A 23975-nucleotide genomic window follows, 5' to 3' on the forward strand; every position below is an offset into this window, starting at 1 on the left:
GATCTTCTCCTTGAAACGGCTTTGGAGAGATGAATGCAGGGAAGGGCGAAGGGTTGCCGGGCTCGGTATTTATCACGGCTTCCTGTTTCGATTTCTCAAATTTTCGCTGGAAACGGGCCGCGGAAACCGTATCAATCGACTGAGCGGTGTTTGGCCAAAATAAGGCAGGCGCCGTCGGCGGTCTTGGGAGAGGCGGTCTGTGGAGGAAAACGGGGCGGACGGCAGGCAAGCCGAATGTTCCCGTGGAGTGCTTGGGAGGAACAAGCGTGGTCACGATGAACCCGGCCTATGAGGCGCCGCGCAACATGACGCGCGAGGAAAAGAAGGTCATCTTCGCCTCCTCGCTCGGCACCGTCTTCGAATGGTACGACTTCTATCTCTACGGCTCGCTTTCGGCGGTGATCGCCGTGCAGTTCTTTTCCGGCGTCAACCCGACCGCCGGCTTCATCTTCGCGCTTCTGGCCTTTGCGGCGGGCTTCGCGGTGCGCCCCTTCGGGGCCCTCGTCTTTGGCCGGCTCGGCGACATGATCGGGCGCAAATACACCTTCCTCGTCACCATCCTCATCATGGGCCTGTCGACCTTCATCGTCGGCATCCTGCCGAACTACGAGGCGATCGGCTTCGCCGCGCCCGTGATCCTGATCGTGCTGCGCCTTCTCCAGGGCTTGGCGCTCGGCGGCGAATACGGGGGCGCGGCGACCTATGTCGCCGAGCACGCCCCCCACGGCAAACGTGGCGCCTATACGTCCTGGATTCAGACCACGGCGACGCTCGGCCTTTTCCTGTCGCTGCTGGTGATCCTCGGCTGCCGCGTTTCCATGTCGGCGGAAGACTTCAATGCCTGGGGCTGGCGCATTCCCTTCCTTCTGTCCGTGGTGCTTCTCGGCATCTCGGTCTGGATTCGCATGATGCTCTCGGAAAGCCCGGCCTTCGTGAAAATGAAGTCCGAAGGAAAGACTTCCAAGGCGCCGCTGACGGAAAGCTTCGCGCGCTGGGGCAACCTCAAGATCGTGCTTCTGGCCTTGTTCGGCGTCGTCGCCGGTCAGGCCGTCGTCTGGTATACGGGCCAGTTCTACGCCCTGTTCTTCCTGACGCAGACCCTGAAGGTCGACGCGCAGCCCGCCAACCTGATGATCGCGGCGGCGCTTCTTCTCGCCACGCCCTTCTTCGTGATCTTCGGCTCGCTGTCGGACAGGATCGGCCGCAAGCCCATCATCATGGCGGGTCTGGCGCTCGCCTGCCTCACCTATTTCCCGCTCTTCAAGGGCATCACCCACTTCGCCAATCCGGCGCTGGAAGAAGCGATCGCCCGCGCGCCCGTCACCGTGACGGCCGATCCGAACGAGTGCTCGTTCCAGTTCAACCCGGTCGGCACCTCGAAATTCACCACCTCCTGCGACATCGCCAAGGCGGCCCTGGTGAAGCGCGGCGTGCCTTACGTGAACGAGGCCGCGCCCGCCGGCACGCTTGCCTCGATCAAGGTCGGCGAAACGGTGATCCCGGCCTATACGGCGACGCCCGCCCCCGCGACCGAGGTCAATCTCGGCCATGGTCCCGCCCCGGCCGCCTCCACGCCCGCCCCGGCCGCCGGCGCGACCCCGGTTCCGCCGACGCCTGCAACCGCCTTCGACGGCAGCCTCAAGGCCGCGCTCGACACGGCGCAATATCCGGCCAAGGCCGATCCGGCGCGCGTCAACACCGTGATGGTGACGCTGCTCCTTTTCGTGCTCGTTCTCTATGTGACCATGGTCTACGGGCCGATCGCGGCGATGCTGGTGGAGATGTTCCCGACGCGCATCCGCTACACCTCGATGTCCCTGCCCTACCATATCGGCAACGGCTGGTTCGGCGGCTTCCTGCCCACCACCTCGTTTGCCATGGTGGCCGCCACCGGCGACATCTATTACGGCCTTTGGTACCCGATCGTGATCGCCGCCATCACCTTCGTGATCGGCATGATCTTCGTGAAGGAAACCAAGAACAACGACATCGACGCGGTCTGACGATCAGCGCTTCGACGCCGAGACAAGCCGCCGGAGCGATCCGGCGGCTTTCGCTTTTCAATACGAGCTCTCCGAGTTTCAGGCGGCCGCTTGCTCGGTCTCTCGCGGCTTGATCGCTTCCAGTTCCTTTGCCAGGGCCCGCGCGCCTGTTTCCAAGTCGAAGGCCTGCTGGAAGTTCATCCAGAACTGAGGCGTGGTGCGGAAGTAGCGCGCGAGCCGCAGGGCGGTGTCCGAGGATAGGCCGACCTCCTCCTTCACGATCCGCTCGATCCGCGTCCGAGGAAGATTGAGATGACGCGCGAGCGCGCCGGCGCTCAATCCCAGCGGAACAAGATATTCCTCGCGTAGATATTCACCGGGATGGATAGGTCTGGCGAAGGTCAGCATCTTTGCGTCCAGCCTCAATGATAGTCGACGATCTCGACATCCTCGGGACCTGCCTCGGTCCAACGAAAGCAGATCCGCCATTGATCGTTGATGCGGATCGAATGCTGCCCTTGTCGATCGCCCTTCAACCCTTCGAGCCGGTTTCCGGGCGGCGAGCGCAGATCGTCCAAGACCACGGCATTGTTCACCGCGCGGAGCCTGCGCTCGGCGCTCGCCACGAGATTGGTCGGGAAACCTTTGGGCGCCCGTCCGGCCGCGATCTCTCCAACGAACTTGCCTTTCATCGAAAGGATCACGGCCGCACCGAGTTTAACGTATCATTCTATGATACAATTTCAACCCGCAAGCTTCGCCGCAAACGCCTTCTCGACCGCCTCGCCCATCTCCACCGTGCCGACCTGCCGGCAGCCGGGGGCCATGATGTCGGCGGTGCGGATGCCACTCTCCAGCACCTCGGCGATCGAGGCTTCCAGCGCGTCGGCCTCCCGGATCATCTCGAAGGAATAGCGCAGGCACATGGCGAAGGAGGCGATCATCGCGATCGGGTTGGCGATGCCTTTGCCAGCGATGTCCGGAGCCGATCCATGGACCGGCTCGTACATCGCGCGACGTCGGCCCGTGGTCTCGTCGGGGGCGCCCAGCGAGGCGGAGGGCAGCATGCCGAGCGAGCCCGTCAGCATGGCGGCGATGTCGGAGAGCATGTCGCCGAAGAGGTTGTCGGTCACGATCACGTCGAACTGTTTGGGGGCGCGCACGAGTTGCATGCCGCCGGCATCGGCCAGCATATGGTCGAGCGAAACGTCGGCGTAGTCGCGGCCCGTTTGCGTCACGACCTCGTTCCAAAGAACGCCGGACTTCATGACGTTGCGCTTTTCCATGCTGGTCACGCGGTTCCGGCGCGTCCGGGCGAGCTCGAAGGCGACGCGCGCGATGCGGTCGATCTCGTGACTGTCGTAGATTTGCGTGTCGATGCCGCGCTTCTGGCCGTTGCCAAGATCCACGATCTCCTTCGGCTCGCCGAAATAAACGCCGCCGGTCAGTTCGCGCACGATCAGGATGTCGAGCCCGTCCACCAGTTCCCGCTTCAGCGAGGAGGCGTCGGCCAGCGCCGGATAGCAGATGGCGGGGCGAAGGTTGGCGAAGAGCTCCAAGTCCTTGCGCAAGCGCAGAAGCCCCGCTTCCGGGCGCTTCTCGTAAGGCACCCCGTCCCATTGGGGACCGCCGACCGCGCCGAACAGCACGGCGTCGGCGGTCATGGCCTTTTCCATGTCCTCTTCCGAGATGGCTTCGCCATGCGCGTCGAGAGCCGAGCCGCCGACAAGGCCCCGCTCCAGCGTGAAGCCGGCGCCCACGCGCTCGTTCAACAACGCGATCAGGCTTTCCACCGGAGCCATCGCTTCGGGGCCGATGCCGTCGCCGGGAAGCAGGAGGAGGCTGCGCGCCATGACAAATTCCTTCACAACGAAATGTCGCGTTTCCCGTAGTGCCGGACATGCAAGGGCGCAAGCCGGGCGTTCATTCCGATGACGGCAGGTTCCTTGAGAATGCCTGAAAAGCGCCACGATCCGGCAAGCCTTTCTTAAGCCTCGCGGCACATAACCGGTTTATCCGATCCAGAAGGCGTTTCCGGCCAAGGCGATGTTTCCAAAAGGGAAAACATTGCCGCCACTGGAAGCTTCGCCGGGCGGGTCGAGACAGGTCAGAGCCGTTTCCATGCCGAACTTCATCACCCAGAAGGTCGCCGACAATATCGGCATCAGCCTTTGCATCCTCCTCGCGATGTTCGCCTGCCGCTGGGCCGCCGAATGGGCGGTGACGCGAAAGGCGGACAGGCTGGCCGCGCGCCAGCGCCGCTTCACGGTGCGCGCGGTCGCCAACCTCCTCGTCGCCTTCGCGCTTCTGGCCGTTTGGATGAGCGAGATCCAGAACCTCGTCTTCTCGCTCGCCGCCGTGATGGTGGCGCTCGTGGTGGCGACGAAGGAACTCATCATGTGCGCGGCGGGCGCGATCCTGCGTTTCGGCGGCCAGCTCTTCAAGGTCGGCGACCGGATCGAGATCGCCGGAATGCATGGCGAGGTGGTGGATCACGGGTTGTTCTCGACCACCATCATGGAACTGCCGCCGCACGGCCTCGGCCACCTGTCGACCGGACGGCGGCTGACATTGCCGAACTCGGTGCTTCTCAACGGCACGGTGCGGGTCGAGGCGCAGCCGCGCCATTTCGCGCCGCACCGCTTTTGCCTCGTGGCGGAATTTCCCGTGCCCGTCGCGGCGGCCCTGGAGGTGCTGAATGCCGCCGCCGCCGAAGCGCTGACCGCCGACGCCGACCGCGCCGCGCGCTTCCACCGGATGACGACGGCCAAGCTTGGGCTCGAGATCGCCGGCCCCGGGCACGAGGTGAGCGTGACCACCACCGACCTCGGCAAGCTGCAGTTCACGGTGATGCTCTACTGCCTCGCCAAGGACGCACGCGAGCTTCAGCAAGCCGTGACGATTGCCTTTCTGTCGCGGTTCGTAGCGGCGGAGGTGGCAGTTCCCGCGCCCGCCCAAACCAAGCAGCCGGATGTCTGGCCGGAAATCGCCCGGCGCCTCACCCAGCCCCTGATCCGCTCCAACGCCGCTTGAGGACGAGACGATGACCCTTTCGCACCGCCCTTGTCCCATCGACGCCGCGATGCCGGCGCGCACCACGCATCGCCCGGTGCCCGCCTTCGGCGAGGTGCGCCAGCCGACGCGCGCGAAGGCGCGACGGCTTTAAACTCAGCCGCGAAAGGCGGTGGCCTCGATCTCGACCTTCATTTCCGGCTTCAGGAGATCGGCGACGATGAGCATCGCCGCCGGCCTGATCTCGCTCAAGTAGCGGCCAGAGACTTTGAAGAGGTCGCCCGCGAAAGCCGGATCGGTGACGACATAGTTGATGCGCACGATGTCGGCGAGCGAGAAACCGGCCTCGTCGAGCGCCTTGGCGATCGTGGCGAAGGCGTTCTCGGCCTGCGCCTCGGCGCTGTCCGGCATGGCCATCGCCGCATAGTCGTAGCCGGTTGTGCCGGCCACGAAGCACCAGTCGCCCTGGACGACGGCCCGCGAATACCCGGCCTCGCGCTCGAAGGGCGAGCCGGTAGAGATGAGGCGCCGCATGGTCAAACCCAGGGCCGGTCCGTCGCGAGACGGTTCTCGAAGCCCTCGATGCCCTTCGCTTTTTCCATGGTCAGGCCGATGTCGTCGAGGCCGTTGAGCAGGCAATGCTTGCGAAAAGGATCGATGTCGAAATGGACGACACCGCCGTCCGGTCCGCGGATCTCCTGTTTTTCGAGATCCACCGAGATGGTCGCGTTGGCGCCGCGCTCGGCATCGTCGAGAAGAAGTTGCAGCACTTCCGGCGAAACGGTGATCGGCAGAATGCCGTTCTTGAAGCAGTTGTTGTAGAAGATGTCGGCGAAGGAGGTCGAGATCACGCAGCGGATGCCGAAGTCGAGAAGCGCCCAGGGCGCATGCTCGCGCGAGGAGCCGCAGCCGAAATTGTCGCCGGCGACGAGGATTTCGGCCCGGCGATAGGCCGGCTTATTCAGAACGAAGTCCGGGATTTCCGACCCGTCTTCGGCATAGCGCAGGTTGGCGAAAAGGCCCTTGCCGAGACCGGTGCGCTTAATGGTCTTCAGATAGTCCTTCGGGATGATCATGTCGGTATCGACATTCACAACCGGCATCGGCGCCGCGACGCCCGTCAGGTGATCGAACTTCTGCATGGGCCTCAAGCCTTCGAATGAACTCCCGCCGCTTTAACACCGAGCGCGCGAAGGGGCAAAACCATCAAACGGTCCAGTCTTCCAGTTCCTTGCGAAGTTGCTCCTCGGGCTGTTCGCGGCCTCCGGCCAGGAAATCTTCGCTCATGCCGCGCGCCAGGGCGGCGCGAAGGCTGGCCCAGGGGGCGGTCTCGGCTGAATGGGGGCGAGTTGGTGCCTGATCTTGCGGACGGGGCCGGGACCTATTGTGATCGGTCAATCAGCGGCTGCTCCCGACGGCCTCGACAATGGCTTCGCCGATCCATTCGTTGAGGCTCATGTCGTTGGCGGCCGCCGCCTGCACGGCTGCCGCATGAACGGTCGGATCGATCCTGATGTTGAACTTGCCGGAGAACCGCCGGCGCGGCTCGATCCCTTTTTCACGGCAAAGCTCCAGATAAAGGGCAAGGGACTTGCGTCCTTCCTCCTGCAGGCCTTCGACGCTGGTTGAATAGAAGTCGGCACCTCCGCTGAGGCCGGCGAACTCGCCGCGAAACATTGCGAGTTCCGGATCGAACGAGACGAGAGCCTTCTCGCCATCGATGGTCATGATGTTCTTCATGGCATCACTCCATGGGACTCGAACCACTTGCGAATGCTCGCGACGGCTCCCTTGTCGGTATCGGGAGAAGGATGCGGGCGATGGAAGACGCGAACCTCGCCAAACAGAAAGACGCCGATACGCGATCCTTCCCGCTCCGAAACTTCGGCTCCCAATTCCACGAACAAGGCCTCGATATCCGACCATCTCACCGAACCGCTGACGGGACGATGGAAGATCAGTTCAAGCGTGGCGCGGTGTTTCCTCTTCATCGTTATAGTACCGCTATATAGTACCATTTGCGACTTGGGCGCAAGCGACGGAAATCTGCTTTACCGCCTCCTCACTCCACCCCCGCCTCGATCGCCTCCATGTCCTCGTCGGACAGGCCGAAATGGTGGCCGATCTCGTGGATCAGCACGTGGGAAACGATGTCGCCCAGCGCTTCCTCGTGCTCGGCCCAGTAATCGAGGATCGGCCGGCGATAAAGGAGGATGCGGTTGGACATCTCGCCGGTTCCCGGCACGTCGCTTTCCCCGATCGGCCGCCCTTCGAAAAGGCCAAGGATGTCGAAGGGGCTTTCGAGGTCCATCGCCTCCACCACCTCGTCCTCGGGAAAATCGGCGACAAACAGGCGGATGTCGCCGGACAGGGCGCGGAACTCCTCCGGCAGCCCGGCATAGGCCTCCTCGGCCATGGCCTGGATCTCGTCGAGGCTCGGCGCATGCCGCCGGCTCCAGTCGTGTTGCGCCATCCGCTCCTCCTTCGAATCTTGGCGGAGAGCTTATAGCGCAGCCGAAGCGCGAGGGCGCGGGGCGGGCGCGGCCTTGGCCGTACGACGCCGGTCGAACGCCTTGGCGATGCCGAGCTGAACGCCGCAGCCAAGAAGAAGAAGTACGATCTGGAGCCCGAGCGGAACTTCGATCCGAGAGGCGATCAGCCCCTGGATGGCCGTCGACAGGACGAGACCCGTCGCGAAGACCGGCAGGCTGTGACGCCCGGCCGCCAGCACCGGCTGCAGCCAGGGAAGATGGCAGGCGCGGCGCACGAGTTCGATGTTCCAAAGGAGGTAGACCACGGCAAGCGCGTCGAGAAGGCGAAGCACGCCGCAAAAGGATTTCGACAGGAAAAGCGCGTAGAGCGCATGGGCCTGGCCATCGAGAAGCTGCCCCCAATCCGTGAAATGCAGAACCAGATTGGCCGGGATGCTAAGGAGCGCGAAGGCGCTCGCGAACCGGAAAAGCCAGGGGCGATAAGGAAAGGGGTCACGGCCGGCCTTGATCGCCATGCCGAAGGAAAGCCCCAGCACGAAGACGAACTGCCAGGACAGGGGGTCGAAATACCATTGCCCGCTCGGCTGGGCGTGGTTGGCGAAATCGGCATGGGTCGCCCCGGCCAGAAGCCAAACGCCGGCCGACAGAAACAAAAGCGCTTTGACTGAACGCCCGGCCAGAAGCAGCATGAGCGGCAGAACAGCCAGGAGCGCGACGTAGAGCGGCAGGATGTCGAGATCGGCCGGCAGAGCCGTCAGCGTCAGGGCATCGATCAGGAAGGCGCCCGGCTCCTGGCGTATGGGTTCGACCTGCCAAACGGCCAGCGTGCCGGGATCGGTGATCCAGAAGCTCGCCGAATGGAGCGGCGATGGCAGAAGCACGACCACCGCCAAGGCCAGAACGAGAAGCACATGCACCGCGTAAAGGCGGAACGCCCGCTTCAGGATACGCCCCGTGGGAACGCTCCCCCCTTCCCCGCGCGGTCCGTAGGCGAGCGCGGCCGACATGCCGGCCATCATCACGAAAAGCTCTGAAGCGTCGGCAAAGCCCCGGCTTTGCTGGATGGCGAGGGAGAAGCCGAAATTGCAATGGGCGGCGAAGATCAGAAGAAGGGACAGGCCCCGGATCAGGTCGATTCGCGTTTCCCGTCCCGGCCCTGCCGCCATCAGCCCACCCGCTTGCCGCTCGCCGCCTTCCGGCCGCGCCGGAAACCTCGCCAAGGGGCTAGCACGCCAGCGCGCAAGAAGAGGTTAAGACCCTTCCGCGAACGCTCGCGTCAGTTCGCGCCGGACTGCTGCGCTTCTCCTTGCGTGGTGACGCGCCCGCTCGGCGCGCCGGCATTGTCGGTCTGCCCCGCGCCGCTGCCGACGCGCGATGTGGGCGTGTCGTTGTTGCAGGCGGCAAGCCCGCATCCAGCCGCGACGAGAGCGGCGACGACCAAGGTTTTGCGCATGTTCCCGAACCTCCTCCAAGTGATGAAGCACGAACGGGACAAAGGGCGCGCAGGTTGCGACGGATGGCGGTTCCCGAACTTATCCACGGCTATCAACAGGAAATTTTTCCTTTGATAGGACTGCTTGACTCTTTCCGACCGCTCTGGAAACCTTAAGAACATATCAGGAACAACAGGAGGGCGCCTCGCAGTCTTAGATTATGAAGCCGGTTTGCCGCTCCGGTGCGACACGCATCGCGTAAACAAGCTTCACGACGATTGCAGGGCTTCCTTGCCGCGCCTCGGGCGAGAGGAAGAACGGCCGTGGCGCGACAAGCGTGCGGCCGAAGGAGGAAGCATGGCGTCTTCGTCGAGCGCCGACAAGGCGAAACCAAAACGGGCGCCCCCGGCCGACCTGATCGCGAGCCTTCGAGCGGCGGTGGCGCGGATCGAGGGCGCGCCGGCCCGCCTTGTCCTGCCGGAAACCCCGACGGAGGCGGAAGGACCCGCACCCGCCCGCCCGGTCGCCGCAAGGCGTGCGCCTTCCGCATCGGCCACGCTGGAAGCGGCCTTGAAGCCCGGTCTTGCCGAAATCCATGGCAGTGAAACGCGCGGCATGGGGGCGGCGACGGGCTTCGTTCTGGCGCTGGGCGTTCTGGCCGCCGCCCGCCCAAGCCGCCCGCTTCTGTGGATCGGCACCGGTCTCGGCTTCGGCGAAGCGGGGCGGCTTTACGCGCCGGGCCTTCTGGCAGCGGGTCTCGATCCGGCCGCGCTTCTTTGCGTGCGCGCCCGCTGCCTTGCCGATGCGGTCTGGGCGGCGGAGGAAGCGGCGCGCTCGGGCCTTCCCGCCCTCACCGTTCTGGAAGCACGCGGCAATCCGGCGATGCTGGCGCTGGAAGGCACGCGGCGGCTGCATCTGCGGGGCCGGGACGGCGGCGCGCCGGTGGTTCTCCTGCGCCAAAGCGGGCAGCCGGAATCCACCGCCGCCCCCTTGCGGTTGCGGATCGCCCCCGGCCCCTCGCGCCCGCCGCCGGACCTCGCCTCGCCCAGTTCCTTTGTCGGCCGTCCCGCCTTCGCGCTCGATGTCGAGAAACATCGCGGCACCCCCGTTTATCGTCTCCTCCTCGAATGGAACGCCCATGACCGCCGCTTCGAATCCGGTACCGGCCCCGCCGACGCGGATGCTCGCCATCCATTTCGCCTTTCTCGCGACGGATCGGCTCCGGCGGCGCGAAATCGGGACGTCGTGGCGCTCGGCAACGCGCGCTGAAAACCAGGACGTCGCGCCGCTCGTCCTGTTCGAGCGGATCGGCAATGCCGACCGGGTCGTCGCGCTTTGCGAGGCGGCATTGGCGGCGGGCCTGCAGCCGGGCCTGGGGCTTGCCGAAGCGCGCGCCCGCTTTCCCCGCTTCGACTTCCGGCAAAGGGAGGAAGCGCCCGAGCAGCGGCTTCTGGAAGCCGTCGCCGACTGGTGCGACCGCTACACGCCGCTGGTCGCGCTGGACGGTGCCCAAGGCCTCGTTCTCGACATCTCCGGCTGCGCCCATCTGTTCGGCGGCGAGAAGGGGCTGGTCGCCGATCTCCTGTCGCGCTTGGGGCGATTCGGATTTCAGGCTGAAGCCGCCGTCGCGCCCTTTGCCGGCACGGCGACCGCGCTGGCCGGGCGCGGGACAACGCGCTTCGTGGAGCCTGGGGAAGAGGTGGAAGCCGTGGCGCCCTTGGGCGTCGAAGCGCTGCGGCTGGAGCCCGAGCTTTGCGCCAAGCTGCGCCGGTTGGGCCTCAAGCGCGTCGCCGATCTTCTTCCCCTGCCGCGCGAGGGGCTGGCGCGGCGCTTCGGCGAGGACCTCCTTCACCGCCTCGACGAGGCGGCGGGGCGGCGGACGCGGCCGATTTCCCCGCGCCTTCCCGTGCCTTCCCTTCTTGCCGAGCGCCGCTTCGCCGAGCCGATCGCGCTTCTGGAGGACGTGGAGCGGGTGCTGCTGCTTCTTGCCGACCGCTTGTCGCGCGATCTGGAGCGGCGGGGAGAAGGTGGGCGTCGCTTCGAACTGACGCTTTTCCGGGTGGACGGCCATGTGGAGCGCCTCGGCGTCGGCGCATCCGCGCCCTTGCGGGAAGCCGGCCGCGTGCTGAGCCTTTTCCAGGAGCGCCTCAGCGGCATGGAGAAAGCGCCCGATGCCGGCTTCGGCTACGATCTCGTGCGCTTGTCGGTGCCTCGAACGGAAGCCATGACCGAGCGCCAGGAGGATCTGACGCGCGAGCGCGGGGAAGCGCGCGAGGATCTGTCCACCCTTCTCGACCGCTTGAGCGCGCGGCTGGGGGAAGCGAGCGTTACCGCTTCCATGCTGACCGAAAGCCATTGGCCGGAACGCGCCGAGATCCGCCGGCCGGCCGCGGCCGGTTTTCTCGGTGCCAAGAACGGCGCGGTGCTCGACCTGACGGCAAGCGCGCCCCGCCCCGCCCGGCTTCTCGACCGGCCCGAACCGGTGGAAACCATGCAGGCTTTGCCGGACGGGCCGCCGCTCAACTTCCGCTGGCGCCGGGCGCTTCACGTGGTGCGAAGCTACGAGGGACCGGAGCGGATCGGCACCGAATGGTGGCGGGAAGCGGAAGGCGCGATGCCGCGCGATTACTACAGCGTCGAGGACGATCACGGCCGGCGCTACTGGATGTTCCGGCAGGCGGACCCGTCCGCGCTGCGGCCGGACTGGTTCATGCACGGCCTTTTCGCGTGAGCCGCGAGCCCGCCTATGCCGAGTTCTGCGCCGCGTCCAACTTCTCGTTTCTGCGCGGAGCCTCGCAGCCGGCCGAGATGGTCGCGGCGGCCAAAATCCTCGGCCTGTCGGGCATCGGCATCGCCGACCGCAACACGCTGTCGGGCGTGGTGCGAGCCTATGGCGCGGCGCGGGAGATGGGGCTGCCTTTCCGGCCGGGAACGCGGCTCGTTTTTTCCGACAAGTGCCCGGACGCACTCGTTTATCCGCGCGACCGGGCGGGCTGGGGGCGGCTTTGCCGGCTTCTCAGCCGGGGCAACCTTCGGGCCGCGAAGGGCGAATGCCGCCTGCATTTCGACGATCTCGTTGAATGGGGCGAGGACCTGTCGATCGCGCTTCTCGCGCCCGACATCCTCGGCGCGTCGACGCAAGGGGCAGTGCGGGTGGGCGCGGCGCTGGAGCGGCGCCTGCGCCTCCTTCGCGAGCGCTTTCCCGGCGCGGTGCGTTTAGGCGTCGCGCCGCGCCTCGACGGCCTCGACCGCCGCCGCATGGCGCGGGCTAGCGCGATCGCAACTGGCGCCGGCGTGCCCTTGATGGCGGTCGGCGACGCGCTTTACCACGCCCTCGAGCGCCGCCCGCTTCAGGACATCCTGACGGCGATCCGCGAGCATGTGCCGGTGTCCGAGGCCGGACGCCGCCTCCTGCCCAATGCCGAGCGATACTTGCGCGGACCGGCCGCCATGGCGCAGCTCTTTCGCGACCATCTGGAAGCCTTGAGCGAGACGATCCGCTTTCGCGACGAGCTCGGCTTCGACCTCAAGAGCCTCAAATACGAGTATCCCGACGAGGTTTCGCATCTCGGCATGCCGCCGGCCGAGGCGCTGCGCCGCTTCGCCTTCGAGGGCGCGGCCTGGCGCTATCCGCAGGGCGTGTCGGCCGAGGTGAGCGCCAAGATCGAGCACGAACTCGCGATCATCGCGAAGAAGGAATACGAGCCCTATTTCCTCACCGTGCGCACCATCGTGAAAGCGGCGCGCGAGGAGTTCGGCATCCTTTGCCAGGGGCGCGGTTCGGCGGCGAACTCCATCGTCTGCTTCTGCCTCGGCATCACCGAGGTTTCGCCGGAGCGCGCCGGCCTCCTGTTCGAGCGCTTCATCTCGCCCGAGCGCGACGAGCCGCCCGATATCGACATCGACTTCGAGCACGAGCGGCGCGACGAGATCATCCAATGGATCTTCGAGCGCTACGGGCGGCGGAACGCGGCGCTCGCCGCCACCGTCATCACCTATCGCGCACGTTCCTCCCTTCGCGAGGTCGGGCGCGCTTTCGGCCTGTCGGAGGACACGGTCTCGGCCGTCGCGGGCTCGGTCTGGGGCTACGAGACGCACGATATCGGCGAGCGGGAAGCGAAAGCCGCCGGCCTGTCGCCGACCGACCGCACCACGGCCAACGTCCTGTCCTTCGCCAGCGAGCTGGCCGGCTTTCCCCGCCATCTGTCGCAGCATGTCGGCGGCTTCGTTCTGACGCGCGGGCGGATCGACGAGGTCGTGCCGCTTCTCAACACGGGCATGAAGGGCCGCACCATTGTCGAATGGGACAAGGACGATCTCGACGAGCTCGGCATCCTGAAGATCGACGTCCTGGCGCTCGGGATGCTGTCGTGCCTCCGACGCGGCTTCGAGTTCCTTCGCGCCCATTACGGGCTCAACATGACGCTCGCGAGGCTCTCCGAAGCGCCCGACGACAAGCCGACCTACGCCATGGCGCGGCGGGCCGACACGCTCGGCGTCTTCCAGATCGAGAGCCGCGCGCAGATGACCATGCTGCCCAAGCTGAAGCCCGACAAGTTCTACGATCTCGTGATCGAGGTCGCCATCGTGCGCCCCGGCCCGATCCAGGGCGACATGGTCCACCCCTATCTCCGCCGCAAGATGGGGGTGGAGAAGGTGACCTTTCCGAGCCCCGCCTTGCGGAAGATCCTGGAGCGCACGGAAGGCGTCCCGCTGTTTCAGGAACAGGCGATGCAGATCGCCATCGACGCCGCCGGCTTCACGCCCGCCGAGGCCGACGGCCTGCGCCGCGCCATGGCGACCTTCAAGCGCAGCGGCAAGCTTCGCGATTATCGCGAGAAGTTCATCGCCGGCATGATCGCCAACCGCTACGATCCCGGCTTTGCGGATCGCTGCTTCAAGCAGATCGAGGGGTTCGGCGAATACGGCTTTCCCGAAAGCCATGCCGCGAGCTTTGCGCTTCTGGTCTACGCTTCGGCCTGGATGAAGTGCCATTACCCGGATGTCTTCTGCGCCGCGCTCCTCAACGCGCAGCCCATGGGCTTCTACGCGCCGGCCCAGATCGTGCGCGACGCGGCCGATCACGGGATCGAGGTCAGGCCCGTGGACGTCAACCTGTCGCGCTGGGATTCGACGCTGGAGGAATACGGTTTCGACCCTGCACGCCTCGCCCGCCGGCACCGGGAGATGGCGGAGGCGATCCGGAGCCGCCATGCCGTGCGCCTCGGCTTTCGCCGGGTGAAGGGTCTGTCGGAAAAGGAACTGCGCCGCCTCGTCTGGCTGCGCGACACGTCGGGGCCCTTCGATTCCGTGCGCGATCTTTGGCGGCGCTCCGGCCTGTCGCGGGCGGCGGTCACCCGGCTCGCCGACGCCGACGCCTTCGGCTCGCTCGGCCTTTCCCGCCGCGACGCGCTTTGGGCGGCCGAGGCCCTGGATGGCGCGAGCGCCAGCGAGCACCTGCCGTTGTTCGAAGTCGCGGGGGCGCAGGACCTTCAGCGCGAGGCGGAAAGCTCCCTGCCCCCAATGCCGCCGGGCGAGGAGGTCATCAACGACTACCGCTTCCTCGCCCTGTCGCTGAAGGGCCATCCGGCGTCCTTCGTGCGCCGGGGCCTGACGGCCCGCGGGATCCGCCCGAACGCGAACCTGGAAGACACGCGCTCCGGCGCCCGCGTCCGCGTGTCCGGCCTCGTTCTCGTGCGCCAGCGGCCCGGCTCGGCCAAGGGCGTGATCTTCATGACGATCGAGGACGAAACCGGCGTCGCCAACATCATCGTCTGGCCAAAACTCTTCGAGCGCCTGCGCCCGGTGGTTCTCGGCGCGCGCTTCGTGGAGGTGACGGGGCGGATGCAATCCGACCACGGCGTCATCCATGTCGTGGCGGACGAGATCGCCGACCTGTCCGGCCTCCTGATGCGGGTCGCGAGCGGGACGGAAGGGCTGGAAGGGGCGCTTGCCCCCGCCGACCACGTGCGCCGGCCCCTCAACCACCGCCATCCGCGCGATCTCGTGGCCGCCGCCCTGCCAGAAGGAGAGATGGAACTGCCGATCGGCGAAATCCTGTCGCGCGCCGACGAGGTGCGCCGCCCGGTGGATCTCGGGCGCCTCAAACGCCAGCGGATGGACCGCGCCCGGCGCGACGCGATCCTGGCGAGCCGGCTCGACGCCGTGCCGGTGAATCCGCCCGATTTCGAGCCGCCCGACCGCGACACGCGAGCCGTTCTGCCGCGCGGGCGCAACTTCCAGTGATTGCGCCCGCGAAACCGGCGTTTCCATGCTTTCTTTCACCTGGAAGCGTTCTATTTAGCTATGCTTGGAATGCCGGACGGGCGAGGGGTCGCGAGCGTCCGCAACGAGGGGATCGGGACGCTGAAAACGACGCGCCATCGGCCGATATCCGGCGACGCGCCATGGGGAACAAGGAGAAACGCGGTGCGCCCCGTTCTCGCCTCGCTTCTCGCGCTTCCCTTTCTGTTCGCCTGCTCCTCTCCCCAATCGACCTTCGACACGGCCGGCACGGAAGCACAGGCCGTCCACATCCTGTTCTGGGCCATGACGATCGGCGGCGCGCTGATCTGGGTCTTCGTGATCGGCTTCTCGATCTTCGTCACCAAGATCCGGCCCAACGCTTATTCCGACAAAGCGGGCCTGCGCCTCATCGTCTGGGGCGGCTGCGTGTTTCCCGTGGTGGTCCTCGGCGTCCTCGTGTGGTTCGGAACGGCGATGATGCCGGAGCTGAGGGCCGAGGCGGACGGGCCGCGCATCGCCGTGTCGGGCGAGCGCTTCTGGTGGCGGATCAACTACGATACGACATCGACGCCGGGCGTCGCCAAGGGACTGACCCGCGACGGGGTGGAAAGCGCCAACGAACTCTTCCTGCCGGTGGGCAAACGCACCGAAATCCTGCTCGGCTCCCCGGACGTGATCCATTCCTTCTGGGTGCCTGCCATCGCCGGCAAGACGGACACGATCCCCGGCCGCGTCAACCGCCTCGTTCTCCACCCCACCAAGGAAGGCACCTATAACGGCATCTGCGCCGAGTTCTGCGGCGAGGCCCATGCCGAAATGGGCTTTCGCGTCATCGTCCTGCCGGAAGCCGAATACGCGGCGAAGGTCGCGGCCGAGGCCGCCCCCGCCGCCGTGACGGCCCATCCGGGGTTTGAGGCCTTCATGGCGAACGGCTGCGCCGCCTGCCATTCCGTGCGCGGAACCGAGGCGCGCGGCGAAGTCGGGCCGGACCTGACGCATCTGGCGAGCCGCCGAACACTCGCCGCCGGCATCCTGCCGGTGAACCACGAGACGATCGCGCGCTTCGTCAGGAATCCCGGCGAGGTGAAGCAGGGCGCCGAAATGCCGGCCTTCGATCATTTGCCGCAGGAAGACATCGCGCGGATCGCCGAATGGCTGGGAATGCTGCAATGAGCGAGATCGCCTTTCCGCCCGCCGGGGCGCATCTCGACAACAGCCCCCAGGCCGACCCGGAAGTCCGCCGCGCGCAGGAAGAGCGCCTGGAGAAGGTCTGGGAATCGCCGAAGGGCTGGCGCTACTGGTCGGACGTGAACAACACCGAGGTCGGCGTCTGGTACACGGCCACCTCGTTTGCCTTCATGCTGTTCGCCGGCGTCCTCGGCCTCCTGATGCGCGTCCAGTTGTCCGTGCCGGACAACGACTTCCTCACCGCCACGATGTACAACCAGATGTACACGCTGCACGGCACGGCGATGATGTTCCTGTTCGCCGTGCCGATCTTCGAGGCGGTGGCGATCATCCTCCTGCCGCAGATGCTCGGCGCGCGGGACCTGCCGTTTCCGCGGCTTTCGGCCTTCGGCTACTGGTGCTTCCTGATCGGCGGCATCTTCGTGTGCGGCTCGATCTTCTTCGGGCAGGCGCCGAACAGCGGCTGGTTCATGTATCCCCCGCTGACGACGCAGGAGCGCTTCACCCCCGGCTACGGCGCCGATATCTGGCTGCTCGGCCTGAGTTTCATCGAGGTCGCCTCCATCGCGGCGGCCGTGGAACTCATCGTCGGCACGCTGAAATGCCGCCCGCCCGGCATGCGGCTCAACCTCATGCCGCTCTACGCCTGGTACGTCCTTGTCGTCGCGGGCATGATCCTCTTCGCCTTTCCGCCGCTGATCGCCGGCGACATCCTGTTCGAGCTGGAGCGCCTGTTCGACTGGCCGTTCTTCGACCCGACGCGCGGCGGCGACCCGATGCTCTGGCAGCACCTTTTCTGGATCTTCGGCCACCCGGAAGTCTACATCGTCTTCCTGCCGGCCATCGCGCTGATCGCCATGATCGTGCCGACCTTCGCGCGCCGGCCCCTTCTCGGCTATTCCTGGATCGTGCTGGCGGCGGTGGGCACGGGCTTCATCTCCTTCGGCCTTTGGGCGCACCATATGTTCGCCACCGGCCTGCCGGCGATCTCGCTCGCCTTCTTCTCGGCGGCGTCCGAAGCCGTAGCGATCCCGACCGGCGTCCAGATCTTCGTGTTCCTGGCGACCCTGATGACAGGCCGCGTCATCTATTCCGTGCCGATGCTCTTCGTGTCGGGCTCGCTCGCCATCTTCGTTCTCGGCGGCTTGACCGGCGTGATGGTCGCCGTCGCACCCTTCGACTGGCAGGCCCACGACACCTATTTCATCGTCGCCCATCTTCATTACGTGCTGCTCGGCGGCATGCTCTTTCCGCTGCTCGCGGGGGTCCACTACTACTACCCGATCGTCTCGGGAAAGATGCTGTCCGAGAAGCTCGGCAAATGGGCCTTCTGGCTGATGTTCGTCGGCTTCAACGTTGCCTTCTTCCCCATGCACTGGTCGGGCCTCGCCGGCATGCCGCGCCGCGTCTGGACCTACCCGGAAGCGCTCGGCCTCGGGGTCGCCAACATGATCTCCACGGTCGGCGCCTTCGTCTTCGCAGCCGGCTTCCTCGTCACCGTCTTCGACGTCCTTCGCCCGCGCGAGAAGCAGCCCTACGCAAAGCGCAATCCCTGGAATGCCGGCACGCTGGAATGGCTGGCCGAGATGCCGGGCAAGAGCTGGGGCGTTCGCACCGTGCCCCACGTCACCTCGCGCTACCCGCTCTGGGACCAGAAGGACTTCGTGAAGAAGTTCGACGAAGGGCGCTTCTACATGCCGGATGCCGAGGAAGGCCTTCGCGAATGCATGATCACCTCGGTTCTGGACGGGCGGCCCGAACAGGTCTTGCGCGTGCCGGGGCCGAGCTTCATGCCGATGGCGGCTGCCGTCGCGCTCGGCGCCGTGTTCATTCTGGCGACCTTCCACATGTGGCTGGAAACCGTCGTGATGATGGTGCTCGCCACCGTGTCGATCCTCGTCTGGACGTGGCGGGGCACGAGCGTCATCCCGGAAAAGACCGAGAAGAACGTCGGCCTCGGCCTCTCCCTGCCGCTTTACCGCTCCGGCCCGGCCTCGTCCGGTTGGTGGGCGATGTTCATCACCATGACGGGCGACGCCACGGCCTTTTTCGGCCTCGTCTTCGGCTATTACTTCTTCTTCACCATCCACACGAACTTCCCGCCCCCCGGCGTCGCGGGCCCCGGCCTTCTTTGGCCGAACGTTTCCTTCGTGCTTTTCGCCCTCGCCTGGGGCGCAGCACGGCTGGCGCTGGTGGTGAACCGAAAAGGGTCGATCGGCTTGGCGAGGGGCCTCATGGGCCTCGGCGGCCTCGCCGCGCTCGCCGCCAGCGCGGCGCTGACCTACGCGCCCTATACGACGGGGCTCGAGCCCGCCTCCCATGTTTATCCGGCCATCGTCTGGACGCTGGTGATCTGGACCGTCGCGCATGCCGCGGTCGGGGCCTTGATGCTGTTCTACTGCCTCGCGCGGTCCTTGGCGGGGCGCCTGACGCCAGGATACGATCTCGATATGTCTAACGTCGCGCTCTACTGGCACTTCATGGGGCTCACGGCGTTTGTCACGATCGCGACGATCGCCTGGTTCCCGCTGGCGGTGTGAGGCGAGGATGTTCCGTTTCAACCCCAAGAGCCAGACCCGCGACACGCTCTGGACACTGATTGCGACGCCCACCATCTGGGCGCTGCATTTCCTGTTCTCCTACGTCTTCGCGGCGTCCGTCTGCGCGCCGAACGAGGCGATCTTTCAGACCATTGGCGAGGTGCGTGTCGCGGTCGGCATCGCCACGCTTCTCGCCCTTCTCGCGATCGGCCTCATCGGCATTCGCACCTATCGCGAATGGCGCTTCAACGGCGGCGATCCACCGCACACCGAAGACACGGAGGAAGAGCGCGAGCGCTTCATGGAATTTTCCTCCGTGCTTCTGGCCGGCCTGTCCTTTATCGGCGTCGCCTTCGTGGCGCTGCCGGTGTTCTTGATCGCGGATTGCCGATGACGCGGATCGAGGCACCCACCCTTGCCCATCTTTGGCCGCTGGCGCTCGGCCTCGGTCTTCTGGCGGTTCTATGGCTCGGGCCTCTGCCAAGCCGCGCGCGCGGCTCGTTCTCGGCGCATATGGTGATGCATATGGGAATCGTGGCCGTGGCCGCGCCGCTTCTGGCGCTGGGGGTTTCGAGGCTCGGCCGCCTGCCCGCCATGCCGGTGGGCATCGCGGTGCTTGCCGCCTTCTTCGAACTCGTCGTGGTCTGGGGCTGGCATGCGCCGGCGCTTCACGACGCGGCGCGCGTTCATCCGCTGGTGACGCTCGCCGAACAAGGCTCGTTTCTGCTGGCCGGACTTTTCGTCTGGGTCGCCGCGCTCGGGGGCGCAAAGGGCGAGAATCTGGCCGAAAAGCTGAGCGGAGCCGGCGCGCTGCTTCTCACCTCCATGCACATGACGCTGCTCGGCGCGCTTCTCCTGTTCGCGCCGCGCCCGCTTTACGCCTGCGCCGATCTCTGCTCGCCGCTGGTGGCCGTGACACCGCTCGAAGATCAGGCGGCGGGCGGCGCGATCATGCTGAGCGTCGGGGGGCTCGCCTATCTTCTCGGCGGCCTCGTTCTCGTCGCCGATGTCGTCAGGGATCGATGGACGGAGGCGCGGTCATGAGGATTCCCATCGTCGTCACGTGGAAGAAGATCGCCGCCGCCGGTGCCTTGGGTGTCGTCGGGGCGCTGGCGGTCGGCTGGTCGGGGCTCGTGTCGGTCGCCGCCAATACGGGCCATTTGGCGCCGGTCGAATGGTTTCTCCACTGGACGCTCAAGAACGCCGTCGACACGCAGTCGCTGACGATTGCCGTGCCGGCCGATATCGACCTCAGCGACCCGGTCCTGATCCAGAAGGCCGCCGGCCATTTCGCCACCGGCTGCGCCACCTGCCACGGCGCGCCGGGCGTGAACCAGACGGCCGAATACAAGTCCATGACACCGACGCCGCCGCGCCTGGAAACCCAGGGCGGCGAATGGAAGGACCGCGAGCTTTTCTGGATCGGCCAGCATGGCATCAAATATTCCGGCATGCCTTCCTGGGCGACGCAGGAGCGGCCCGACGAGGTCTGGGCGATGGTGGCCTTTCTGCGCGCCCTGCCCGACATGACGCCGGAAACCTATCGCGAGCTGGCGCTCGGCGGCGCGGATGGCCGACCGGCGCCGGTGGGGCAGGCGAGCGTGGATTTGACGGCGATGGACGAGATCGCGCTCGCCGACTGCGCGCGCTGCCATGGCGAGGACGGGCGCGGGCGCGTGACGGAGTTCGGGAACGGCTCGACGCGCGGCGCTTTCCCGAGCATTGCCGGACAGCCGGAGGCCTATCTTCTCGAAACGCTTCGCGCCTATGCCTCGGGACGGCGGGAAAGCGGCTACATGCAGCCGGCGGCGACGCGCTATCCCGACGAGGTGCTCGCGCGCCTCGCCAGCCATTTCGCGGGCCAGCCGCCCGGCGGACCGGTGGGCGGCGACACGCCCGGCACCTCGCCGGGATTGCCGGAAACGCCGACGAAATCCACCGCTTCCGGGCCGGTGCCGCAAAACCGGCTGATCGATGCCGAGGCGAGCGCGGCCTCGCGCCAAGCCATCGACGCGATCGTGGACCCGGCCGCCGGACATGGCGCCCCGCGGACCCGAGACGGGCTTCTGGAACTCGGGGAAATGGTCGCGACCCGAGGCTTGGCCCCGCAGAAGGTGCCGGCCTGCGAAAGCTGCCATGGCGGAACGGGGCGCGCGAGGAACCCGCTTTATCCCTACCTATCGGGACAGCCGGCCTGGTACATCTCCACCCATCTCGTTTTGTGGAAGGAAGGCCATCGCGGCGGGACAAAGGCCGCCGATCTCATGGACGACATCGCCATCCACCTGACGGACCAGCAGATCGAGGCGGTTTCGCTCTGGTATGCGCAGCAGCCGGCCGGGCGCTGACGCCCGACCGGCCATCGAAACTCATTCGTCGAGATAGCGCCGGCGCGGATCGAAGCGGTCGTTGTCGTAGCGGTCGCCGTCACGCTCGTAGCGTCCCGGTCCGCCATAGGGCGGCGGCGGCCCACGGCCGTCATCGTCGTAGACCACCGGCGGCGGGGGCGGCGGGCCGTCGCGGAAGGCCTCGCGCCGGTCGCGCTCGCGGCGAAGGCGATCGGCGTCGCGCCCGAAATCGCGGCGCTCGTAGCGGTCGCGATCATAGCCGCCCCGGTCGAGATACCGGTCGCGATACCAGGAACGACCGGTGTAATAACGGCGATGGTAGTCGTAGGGGTCGAAGCCGTAGACCGGCACGCCGACGCGCACCGCGACTCTCGGAATGGTCTGGCGGTAATATTGCCGGCCGAGATAGGCGAGATAAGCGCCGTGCACCCAGCCGCGCTCGCCGTTCCAGCCGACATCGCACCAGTTGTAGCCGCGAAGGCAGCCATAGACGCGCACTTCGTCGCCGGCCGGAATCGTGCCGTAGCGCTGATAGTTGGCGGCAGGGCCGGTGCGGATGTTGAGATCGTTGGTGACGACGGCGCTGGTCGCGGCGGATGCCGCCCCGGCCGTCAGCGCGAGGCCGAGGCCGAGCGCCAGTGATTTCAGGATGCGGCGGACCATGCCCGATCTTGTCTCCGTTTGGTCGGCAGGGCCCAAGCCGAAACGTTCCCTGCCCGATGATCCATGAGATAGCGCGCCCATTCTGAACGGCCTCTGAACACTTCTCATGCGCCCTTCCTGATGCAGATAGCGCTCAAGACTGGAAGGCGTGGAGTGGCGGGTGATGAGCAAGCACGGCAAAACGAAGGGGTTTTCCTTCGCCGATTGCGACATGGATCGGAAACTGCCCAAGGACGAGGACTACGACACGAGCCTCGCCGAGCTCCAGCATAAGCTCGTGGAGATCGAACAGGCCTATCTCGGCTCCGACCATTCGGCCGTGATCGTCTTCGAGGGCTGGGACGCGGCCGGCAAGGGCGGCGCCATCCGCCGCATCTCCAACGTCCTCGATCCGCGCGGCTTCAAGGTCTGGCCGATCGCCGCGCCGACGCCGGAGGAGCTGAAGCGCCATTACCTGTCGCGCTTCTGGCAGCGCCTGCCGGCCAAGGGCGAGATCGCCGTTTTCGACCGGTCCTGGTACGGCCGCGTCCTTGTGGAGCGCGTCGAAGGCTTCGCCCCGCCGGCCGACTGGAAGCGTAGCTATCGCGAGATCGAGGAGTTCGAGCGCCTTCTGGTGGATTCGGGCACGCGGGTGGTGAAGATCTTCCTCGCCATCGACCGGGAAGAACAGTTGCAGCGCTTCGTGAAGCGCATGGACGATCCCCTGAAGCGCTGGAAGCTGTCGGTGGACGACTTCCGCAATCGCGGCAAGTGGGACGCCTATGTGGAAGCGGCAGAGGAGATGATCGACAAGACCTCGACCAAAGCCGCGCCCTGGAACGTCGTCGCCTCCAACAGCAAGAAATATTCGCGCGTCACGGCGCTCGGTCACATCGTGGAGCAATTGTCGGAAGGCCTCGACCTGACGCCCAAACCCCTGCCCCCGAACGTTCGCGAAGCCGCCGAGGAAGCCATCGCCAATGAAAAGGGCGACTGAGTCGCGAAGGAGCGAAACCGGATGAAAGGCGGGGAAAAGCGACGGCTCCGGGCTGCGAGCCGACCCGCCGGAAGGAACGCGCGGCTTGCGATGCGCCGGCGAATAATCGCTCTCAATCTTTACATTATTAGCCAGCGCGGGAATAATCGCCGCGAAATCGCAGGCATCGTTCGAAGTCCAAGTGTCGGAAAGAAGCCGCAAGGCTGATGGAATATTTCAGTGCTGCAGATACCGAAAAGCATCCATCAAACCTTCCCCACCAAGCAACTACCGCCCCATCTCAGCGATAATCCATCGCAGCTTCAGGAAAGAAATCCGGGGTGGTCCTACCAGCTATACGATGATCAGGATATTCTGGATTTCATCGGAAGCGTTTATGGCAACGACACGCTCGATGTTTATCTCAAGATAGACCCGGCCTATGGCGCCGCGCGTGCCGACTTCTTTCGATATCTCCTCATGTACGAGCGGGGCGGCGTTTATCTCGACATCAAAAGCATGGCGACGAGGCCGTTGGGCGACGTCCTGACCCTGGACGAGTCCTTTGTCCTCAGCCGATGGCGCAACAAGCCGGGCGAGGAGTTCGAAGGCTCGGGAATGCATCCGGAACTCGCCGCTTTTCCGGGTGGGGAGTTGCAGCAATGGTTCATCATTTGCGAGCCCCGGCACCCCTATCTGGCCGCGGTGATCGACACGGTGACCCGGAACGTCCTGAACTATCGCGCCTGGAAGGGCGGCGTCGGCCGCACGGGCGTGCTGCGCGTCACCGGGCCGATCGCCTATACGAAAGCGATCGAGCCCATCAAGACGATGCATCGGCATGTCCAGATAAACACCCACGACGATATCGGCCTTCGATACAATGCGTTCGGAACGCTGGATCATCGGGTCTTCTTCAAAAGCCATTATACGAGAATGGACACCGCGATCGTGCAGCCCACCGGCATGATCGGCATGGCGGGGGACGCGTATCTCGCCGTCCGGCGGGTCAAGAACCGCCTCATCACGCCGAAGCACCTTCGGGGGAAGAAGCGGCCTTAGAGTGCCAGGCGAGAGTCCCGGCCGGCTCTTGGCGTTCCAGAAAAGCGGCGCGGT

Annotated in this window: 24 protein-coding genes; 13 read left to right on the top strand and 11 right to left on the bottom strand. The window is 66.0% G+C overall.

Features of this window, described 5'->3' with window-relative positions; all coding sequences use genetic code 11:
- Nucleotides 1-275: 275 nt before the first annotated feature.
- Nucleotides 276-2003: an MFS transporter gene (locus F9929_RS13305; RefSeq protein ID WP_235919283.1), complete on the top strand. Its 1728-nt coding sequence runs from the start codon at nucleotides 276-278 to the stop codon at nucleotides 2001-2003.
- Nucleotides 2004-2081: 78 nt separating this feature from the next.
- Here F9929_RS13305 and F9929_RS13310 read toward each other — a convergent pair whose 3' ends face one another.
- The 3 genes from F9929_RS13310 to leuB are packed head-to-tail and all read right to left on the bottom strand — an operon-like array spanning nucleotide 2082 to nucleotide 3835.
- On the bottom strand, nucleotides 2082-2390 hold the full coding sequence (locus F9929_RS13310; protein ID WP_152047060.1) for a HigA family addiction module antitoxin: 309 nt from the start codon (nucleotides 2388-2390) through the stop codon (nucleotides 2082-2084).
- A gap of 14 nt (nucleotides 2391-2404) precedes the next feature.
- Nucleotides 2405-2686: a type II toxin-antitoxin system RelE/ParE family toxin gene (locus F9929_RS13315; RefSeq protein WP_407922232.1), complete on the bottom strand. Its 282-nt coding sequence runs from the start codon at nucleotides 2684-2686 to the stop codon at nucleotides 2405-2407.
- A gap of 39 nt (nucleotides 2687-2725) precedes the next feature.
- Nucleotides 2726-3835 carry a 3-isopropylmalate dehydrogenase gene (gene leuB / locus F9929_RS13320; RefSeq protein ID WP_152047062.1) on the bottom strand — a complete coding sequence of 370 codons (1110 nt, stop codon included), beginning with the start codon at nucleotides 3833-3835 and terminating at the stop codon, nucleotides 2726-2728.
- A 268-nt stretch (nucleotides 3836-4103) separates the two neighbouring features.
- On the opposite strand from leuB, the gene F9929_RS13325 reads away from it, so the two are divergent.
- Nucleotides 4104-5015, top strand: coding sequence for a mechanosensitive ion channel domain-containing protein (locus F9929_RS13325; protein WP_152047063.1), 912 nt, complete (start codon nucleotides 4104-4106; stop codon nucleotides 5013-5015).
- A 10-nt stretch (nucleotides 5016-5025) separates the two neighbouring features.
- Nucleotides 5026-5148, top strand: a complete 123-nt coding sequence (locus F9929_RS24700) for a hypothetical protein (protein ID WP_268915655.1) — start codon at nucleotides 5026-5028, stop codon at nucleotides 5146-5148.
- A gap of 2 nt (nucleotides 5149-5150) precedes the next feature.
- Here the strand turns inward: F9929_RS24700 and F9929_RS13330 are convergent, their stop codons facing one another.
- The 7 genes from F9929_RS13330 to F9929_RS24030 all read right to left on the bottom strand — a co-directional run bounded on the left by F9929_RS13330 (nucleotide 5151) and on the right by F9929_RS24030 (nucleotide 8939).
- A complete protein-coding gene (locus tag F9929_RS13330; RefSeq protein ID WP_152047129.1) occupies nucleotides 5151-5528 on the bottom strand; it encodes a RidA family protein in 378 nt (125 codons plus the stop codon).
- 2 nt (nucleotides 5529-5530) lie between these two features.
- Nucleotides 5531-6136, bottom strand: a complete 606-nt coding sequence (leuD, locus tag F9929_RS13335) for a 3-isopropylmalate dehydratase small subunit (protein WP_152047064.1) — start codon at nucleotides 6134-6136, stop codon at nucleotides 5531-5533.
- A 256-nt stretch (nucleotides 6137-6392) separates the two neighbouring features.
- Entirely contained in the window at nucleotides 6393-6734 is a 342-nt protein-coding gene (locus F9929_RS13345) for a type II toxin-antitoxin system HicB family antitoxin (RefSeq protein WP_152047065.1), read from the bottom strand.
- Nucleotides 6731-7012, bottom strand: coding sequence for a type II toxin-antitoxin system HicA family toxin (locus tag F9929_RS13350; RefSeq protein ID WP_328595992.1), 282 nt, complete (start codon nucleotides 7010-7012; stop codon nucleotides 6731-6733). Before F9929_RS13350 ends, F9929_RS13345 begins: the two co-directional genes overlap by 4 nt.
- Nucleotides 7013-7056: 44 nt before the next feature.
- Nucleotides 7057-7467, bottom strand: a complete 411-nt coding sequence (locus tag F9929_RS13355; protein WP_152047066.1) for a metallopeptidase family protein — start codon at nucleotides 7465-7467, stop codon at nucleotides 7057-7059.
- Between the two features lie 30 nt (nucleotides 7468-7497).
- On the bottom strand, nucleotides 7498-8706 hold the full coding sequence (gene opgC, locus F9929_RS13360) for an OpgC domain-containing protein (protein ID WP_152047067.1): 1209 nt from the start codon (nucleotides 8704-8706) through the stop codon (nucleotides 7498-7500).
- Nucleotides 8707-8762: 56 nt separating this feature from the next.
- Nucleotides 8763-8939 (bottom strand): hypothetical protein, encoded by a 177-nt coding sequence (locus tag F9929_RS24030; RefSeq protein WP_193227751.1) that lies wholly within the window; start codon nucleotides 8937-8939, stop codon nucleotides 8763-8765.
- Between the two features lie 337 nt (nucleotides 8940-9276).
- Here F9929_RS24030 and F9929_RS13365 point away from each other — a divergent pair, with 337 nt between their 5' ends.
- The 8 genes from F9929_RS13365 (at nucleotide 9277) to F9929_RS13395 (ending at nucleotide 21241) form a co-directional block, all read left to right on the top strand.
- Nucleotides 9277-10188 (top strand): ImuA family protein, encoded by a 912-nt coding sequence (locus tag F9929_RS13365; protein ID WP_152047068.1) that lies wholly within the window; start codon nucleotides 9277-9279, stop codon nucleotides 10186-10188.
- Nucleotides 10100-11650, top strand: coding sequence for a Y-family DNA polymerase (locus F9929_RS24460; protein ID WP_235919285.1), 1551 nt, complete (start codon nucleotides 10100-10102; stop codon nucleotides 11648-11650). Before F9929_RS13365 ends, F9929_RS24460 begins: the two co-directional genes overlap by 89 nt.
- Nucleotides 11647-15165, top strand: a complete 3519-nt coding sequence (locus tag F9929_RS13370) for an error-prone DNA polymerase (RefSeq protein WP_235919271.1) — start codon at nucleotides 11647-11649, stop codon at nucleotides 15163-15165. Before F9929_RS24460 ends, F9929_RS13370 begins: the two co-directional genes overlap by 4 nt.
- Nucleotides 15166-15348: 183 nt before the next feature.
- The gene (locus F9929_RS13375) at nucleotides 15349-16338 is read left to right on the top strand and encodes a c-type cytochrome (RefSeq protein ID WP_235919274.1); all 990 of its coding nucleotides are present in this window, start codon (nucleotides 15349-15351) and stop codon (nucleotides 16336-16338) included.
- The gene (gene ctaD / locus F9929_RS13380; RefSeq protein ID WP_152047070.1) at nucleotides 16335-18893 is read left to right on the top strand and encodes a cytochrome c oxidase subunit I; all 2559 of its coding nucleotides are present in this window, start codon (nucleotides 16335-16337) and stop codon (nucleotides 18891-18893) included. Before F9929_RS13375 ends, ctaD begins: the two co-directional genes overlap by 4 nt.
- A 7-nt stretch (nucleotides 18894-18900) precedes the next feature.
- Nucleotides 18901-19287 (top strand): hypothetical protein, encoded by a 387-nt coding sequence (locus F9929_RS13385; RefSeq protein WP_152047071.1) that lies wholly within the window; start codon nucleotides 18901-18903, stop codon nucleotides 19285-19287.
- Nucleotides 19284-19937: a cytochrome c oxidase assembly protein gene (locus F9929_RS13390; protein ID WP_152047072.1), complete on the top strand. Its 654-nt coding sequence runs from the start codon at nucleotides 19284-19286 to the stop codon at nucleotides 19935-19937. The genes F9929_RS13385 and F9929_RS13390 overlap by 4 nt, the downstream gene beginning before the upstream one ends.
- The gene (locus F9929_RS13395) at nucleotides 19934-21241 is read left to right on the top strand and encodes a c-type cytochrome (RefSeq protein WP_152047073.1); all 1308 of its coding nucleotides are present in this window, start codon (nucleotides 19934-19936) and stop codon (nucleotides 21239-21241) included. Before F9929_RS13390 ends, F9929_RS13395 begins: the two co-directional genes overlap by 4 nt.
- Nucleotides 21242-21262: 21 nt before the next feature.
- Here F9929_RS13395 and F9929_RS13400 read toward each other — a convergent pair whose 3' ends face one another.
- Complete coding sequence (locus F9929_RS13400; protein WP_193227752.1) at nucleotides 21263-21904, bottom strand: SH3 domain-containing protein; 642 nt, start codon at nucleotides 21902-21904, stop codon at nucleotides 21263-21265.
- A gap of 163 nt (nucleotides 21905-22067) precedes the next feature.
- On the opposite strand from F9929_RS13400, the gene F9929_RS13405 reads away from it, so the two are divergent.
- Together F9929_RS13405 and F9929_RS13410 are read left to right on the top strand one after the other, a co-directional pair.
- Complete coding sequence (locus F9929_RS13405; RefSeq protein WP_152047075.1) at nucleotides 22068-22880, top strand: polyphosphate kinase 2 family protein; 813 nt, start codon at nucleotides 22068-22070, stop codon at nucleotides 22878-22880.
- Between the two features lie 219 nt (nucleotides 22881-23099).
- Nucleotides 23100-23921, top strand: a complete 822-nt coding sequence (locus F9929_RS13410; protein WP_193227753.1) for a glycosyltransferase family 32 protein — start codon at nucleotides 23100-23102, stop codon at nucleotides 23919-23921.
- Nucleotides 23922-23975 lie beyond the last annotated feature (54 nt).

It is taken from the genome of Aureimonas psammosilenae (assembly GCF_009176975.1).
GTDB lineage: Bacteria > Pseudomonadota > Alphaproteobacteria > Rhizobiales > Rhizobiaceae > Plantimonas > Plantimonas psammosilenae.

What these genes read in the sequence shown, in the direction of transcription:
- F9929_RS13305 (WP_235919283.1), top strand. Translation starts at nt 276, where the DNA reads ATGAACCCGGCCTATGAGGCGCCGCGCAACATGACGCGCGAGGAAAAG.
- F9929_RS13310 (WP_152047060.1), bottom strand. Translation starts at nt 2,390, where the DNA reads ATGCTGACCTTCGCCAGACCTATCCATCCCGGTGAATATCTACGCGAG.
- leuB (WP_152047062.1), bottom strand. Translation starts at nt 3,835, where the DNA reads ATGGCGCGCAGCCTCCTCCTGCTTCCCGGCGACGGCATCGGCCCCGAA.
- F9929_RS13325 (WP_152047063.1), top strand. Translation starts at nt 4,104, where the DNA reads ATGCCGAACTTCATCACCCAGAAGGTCGCCGACAATATCGGCATCAGC.
- F9929_RS24700 (WP_268915655.1), top strand. Translation starts at nt 5,026, where the DNA reads ATGACCCTTTCGCACCGCCCTTGTCCCATCGACGCCGCGATGCCGGCG.
- F9929_RS13330 (WP_152047129.1), bottom strand. Translation starts at nt 5,528, where the DNA reads ATGCGGCGCCTCATCTCTACCGGCTCGCCCTTCGAGCGCGAGGCCGGG.
- leuD (WP_152047064.1), bottom strand. Translation starts at nt 6,136, where the DNA reads ATGCAGAAGTTCGATCACCTGACGGGCGTCGCGGCGCCGATGCCGGTT.
- F9929_RS13345 (WP_152047065.1), bottom strand. Translation starts at nt 6,734, where the DNA reads ATGAAGAACATCATGACCATCGATGGCGAGAAGGCTCTCGTCTCGTTC.
- F9929_RS13350 (WP_328595992.1), bottom strand. Translation starts at nt 7,012, where the DNA reads ATGGTACTATATAGCGGTACTATAACGATGAAGAGGAAACACCGCGCC.
- F9929_RS13355 (WP_152047066.1), bottom strand. Translation starts at nt 7,467, where the DNA reads ATGGCGCAACACGACTGGAGCCGGCGGCATGCGCCGAGCCTCGACGAG.
- F9929_RS24030 (WP_193227751.1), bottom strand. Translation starts at nt 8,939, where the DNA reads ATGCGCAAAACCTTGGTCGTCGCCGCTCTCGTCGCGGCTGGATGCGGG.
- F9929_RS13365 (WP_152047068.1), top strand. Translation starts at nt 9,277, where the DNA reads ATGGCGTCTTCGTCGAGCGCCGACAAGGCGAAACCAAAACGGGCGCCC.
- F9929_RS24460 (WP_235919285.1), top strand. Translation starts at nt 10,100, where the DNA reads ATGCTCGCCATCCATTTCGCCTTTCTCGCGACGGATCGGCTCCGGCGG.
- ctaD (WP_152047070.1), top strand. Translation starts at nt 16,335, where the DNA reads ATGAGCGAGATCGCCTTTCCGCCCGCCGGGGCGCATCTCGACAACAGC.
- F9929_RS13385 (WP_152047071.1), top strand. Translation starts at nt 18,901, where the DNA reads ATGTTCCGTTTCAACCCCAAGAGCCAGACCCGCGACACGCTCTGGACA.
- F9929_RS13390 (WP_152047072.1), top strand. Translation starts at nt 19,284, where the DNA reads ATGACGCGGATCGAGGCACCCACCCTTGCCCATCTTTGGCCGCTGGCG.
- F9929_RS13395 (WP_152047073.1), top strand. Translation starts at nt 19,934, where the DNA reads ATGAGGATTCCCATCGTCGTCACGTGGAAGAAGATCGCCGCCGCCGGT.
- F9929_RS13400 (WP_193227752.1), bottom strand. Translation starts at nt 21,904, where the DNA reads ATGGTCCGCCGCATCCTGAAATCACTGGCGCTCGGCCTCGGCCTCGCG.
- F9929_RS13405 (WP_152047075.1), top strand. Translation starts at nt 22,068, where the DNA reads ATGAGCAAGCACGGCAAAACGAAGGGGTTTTCCTTCGCCGATTGCGAC.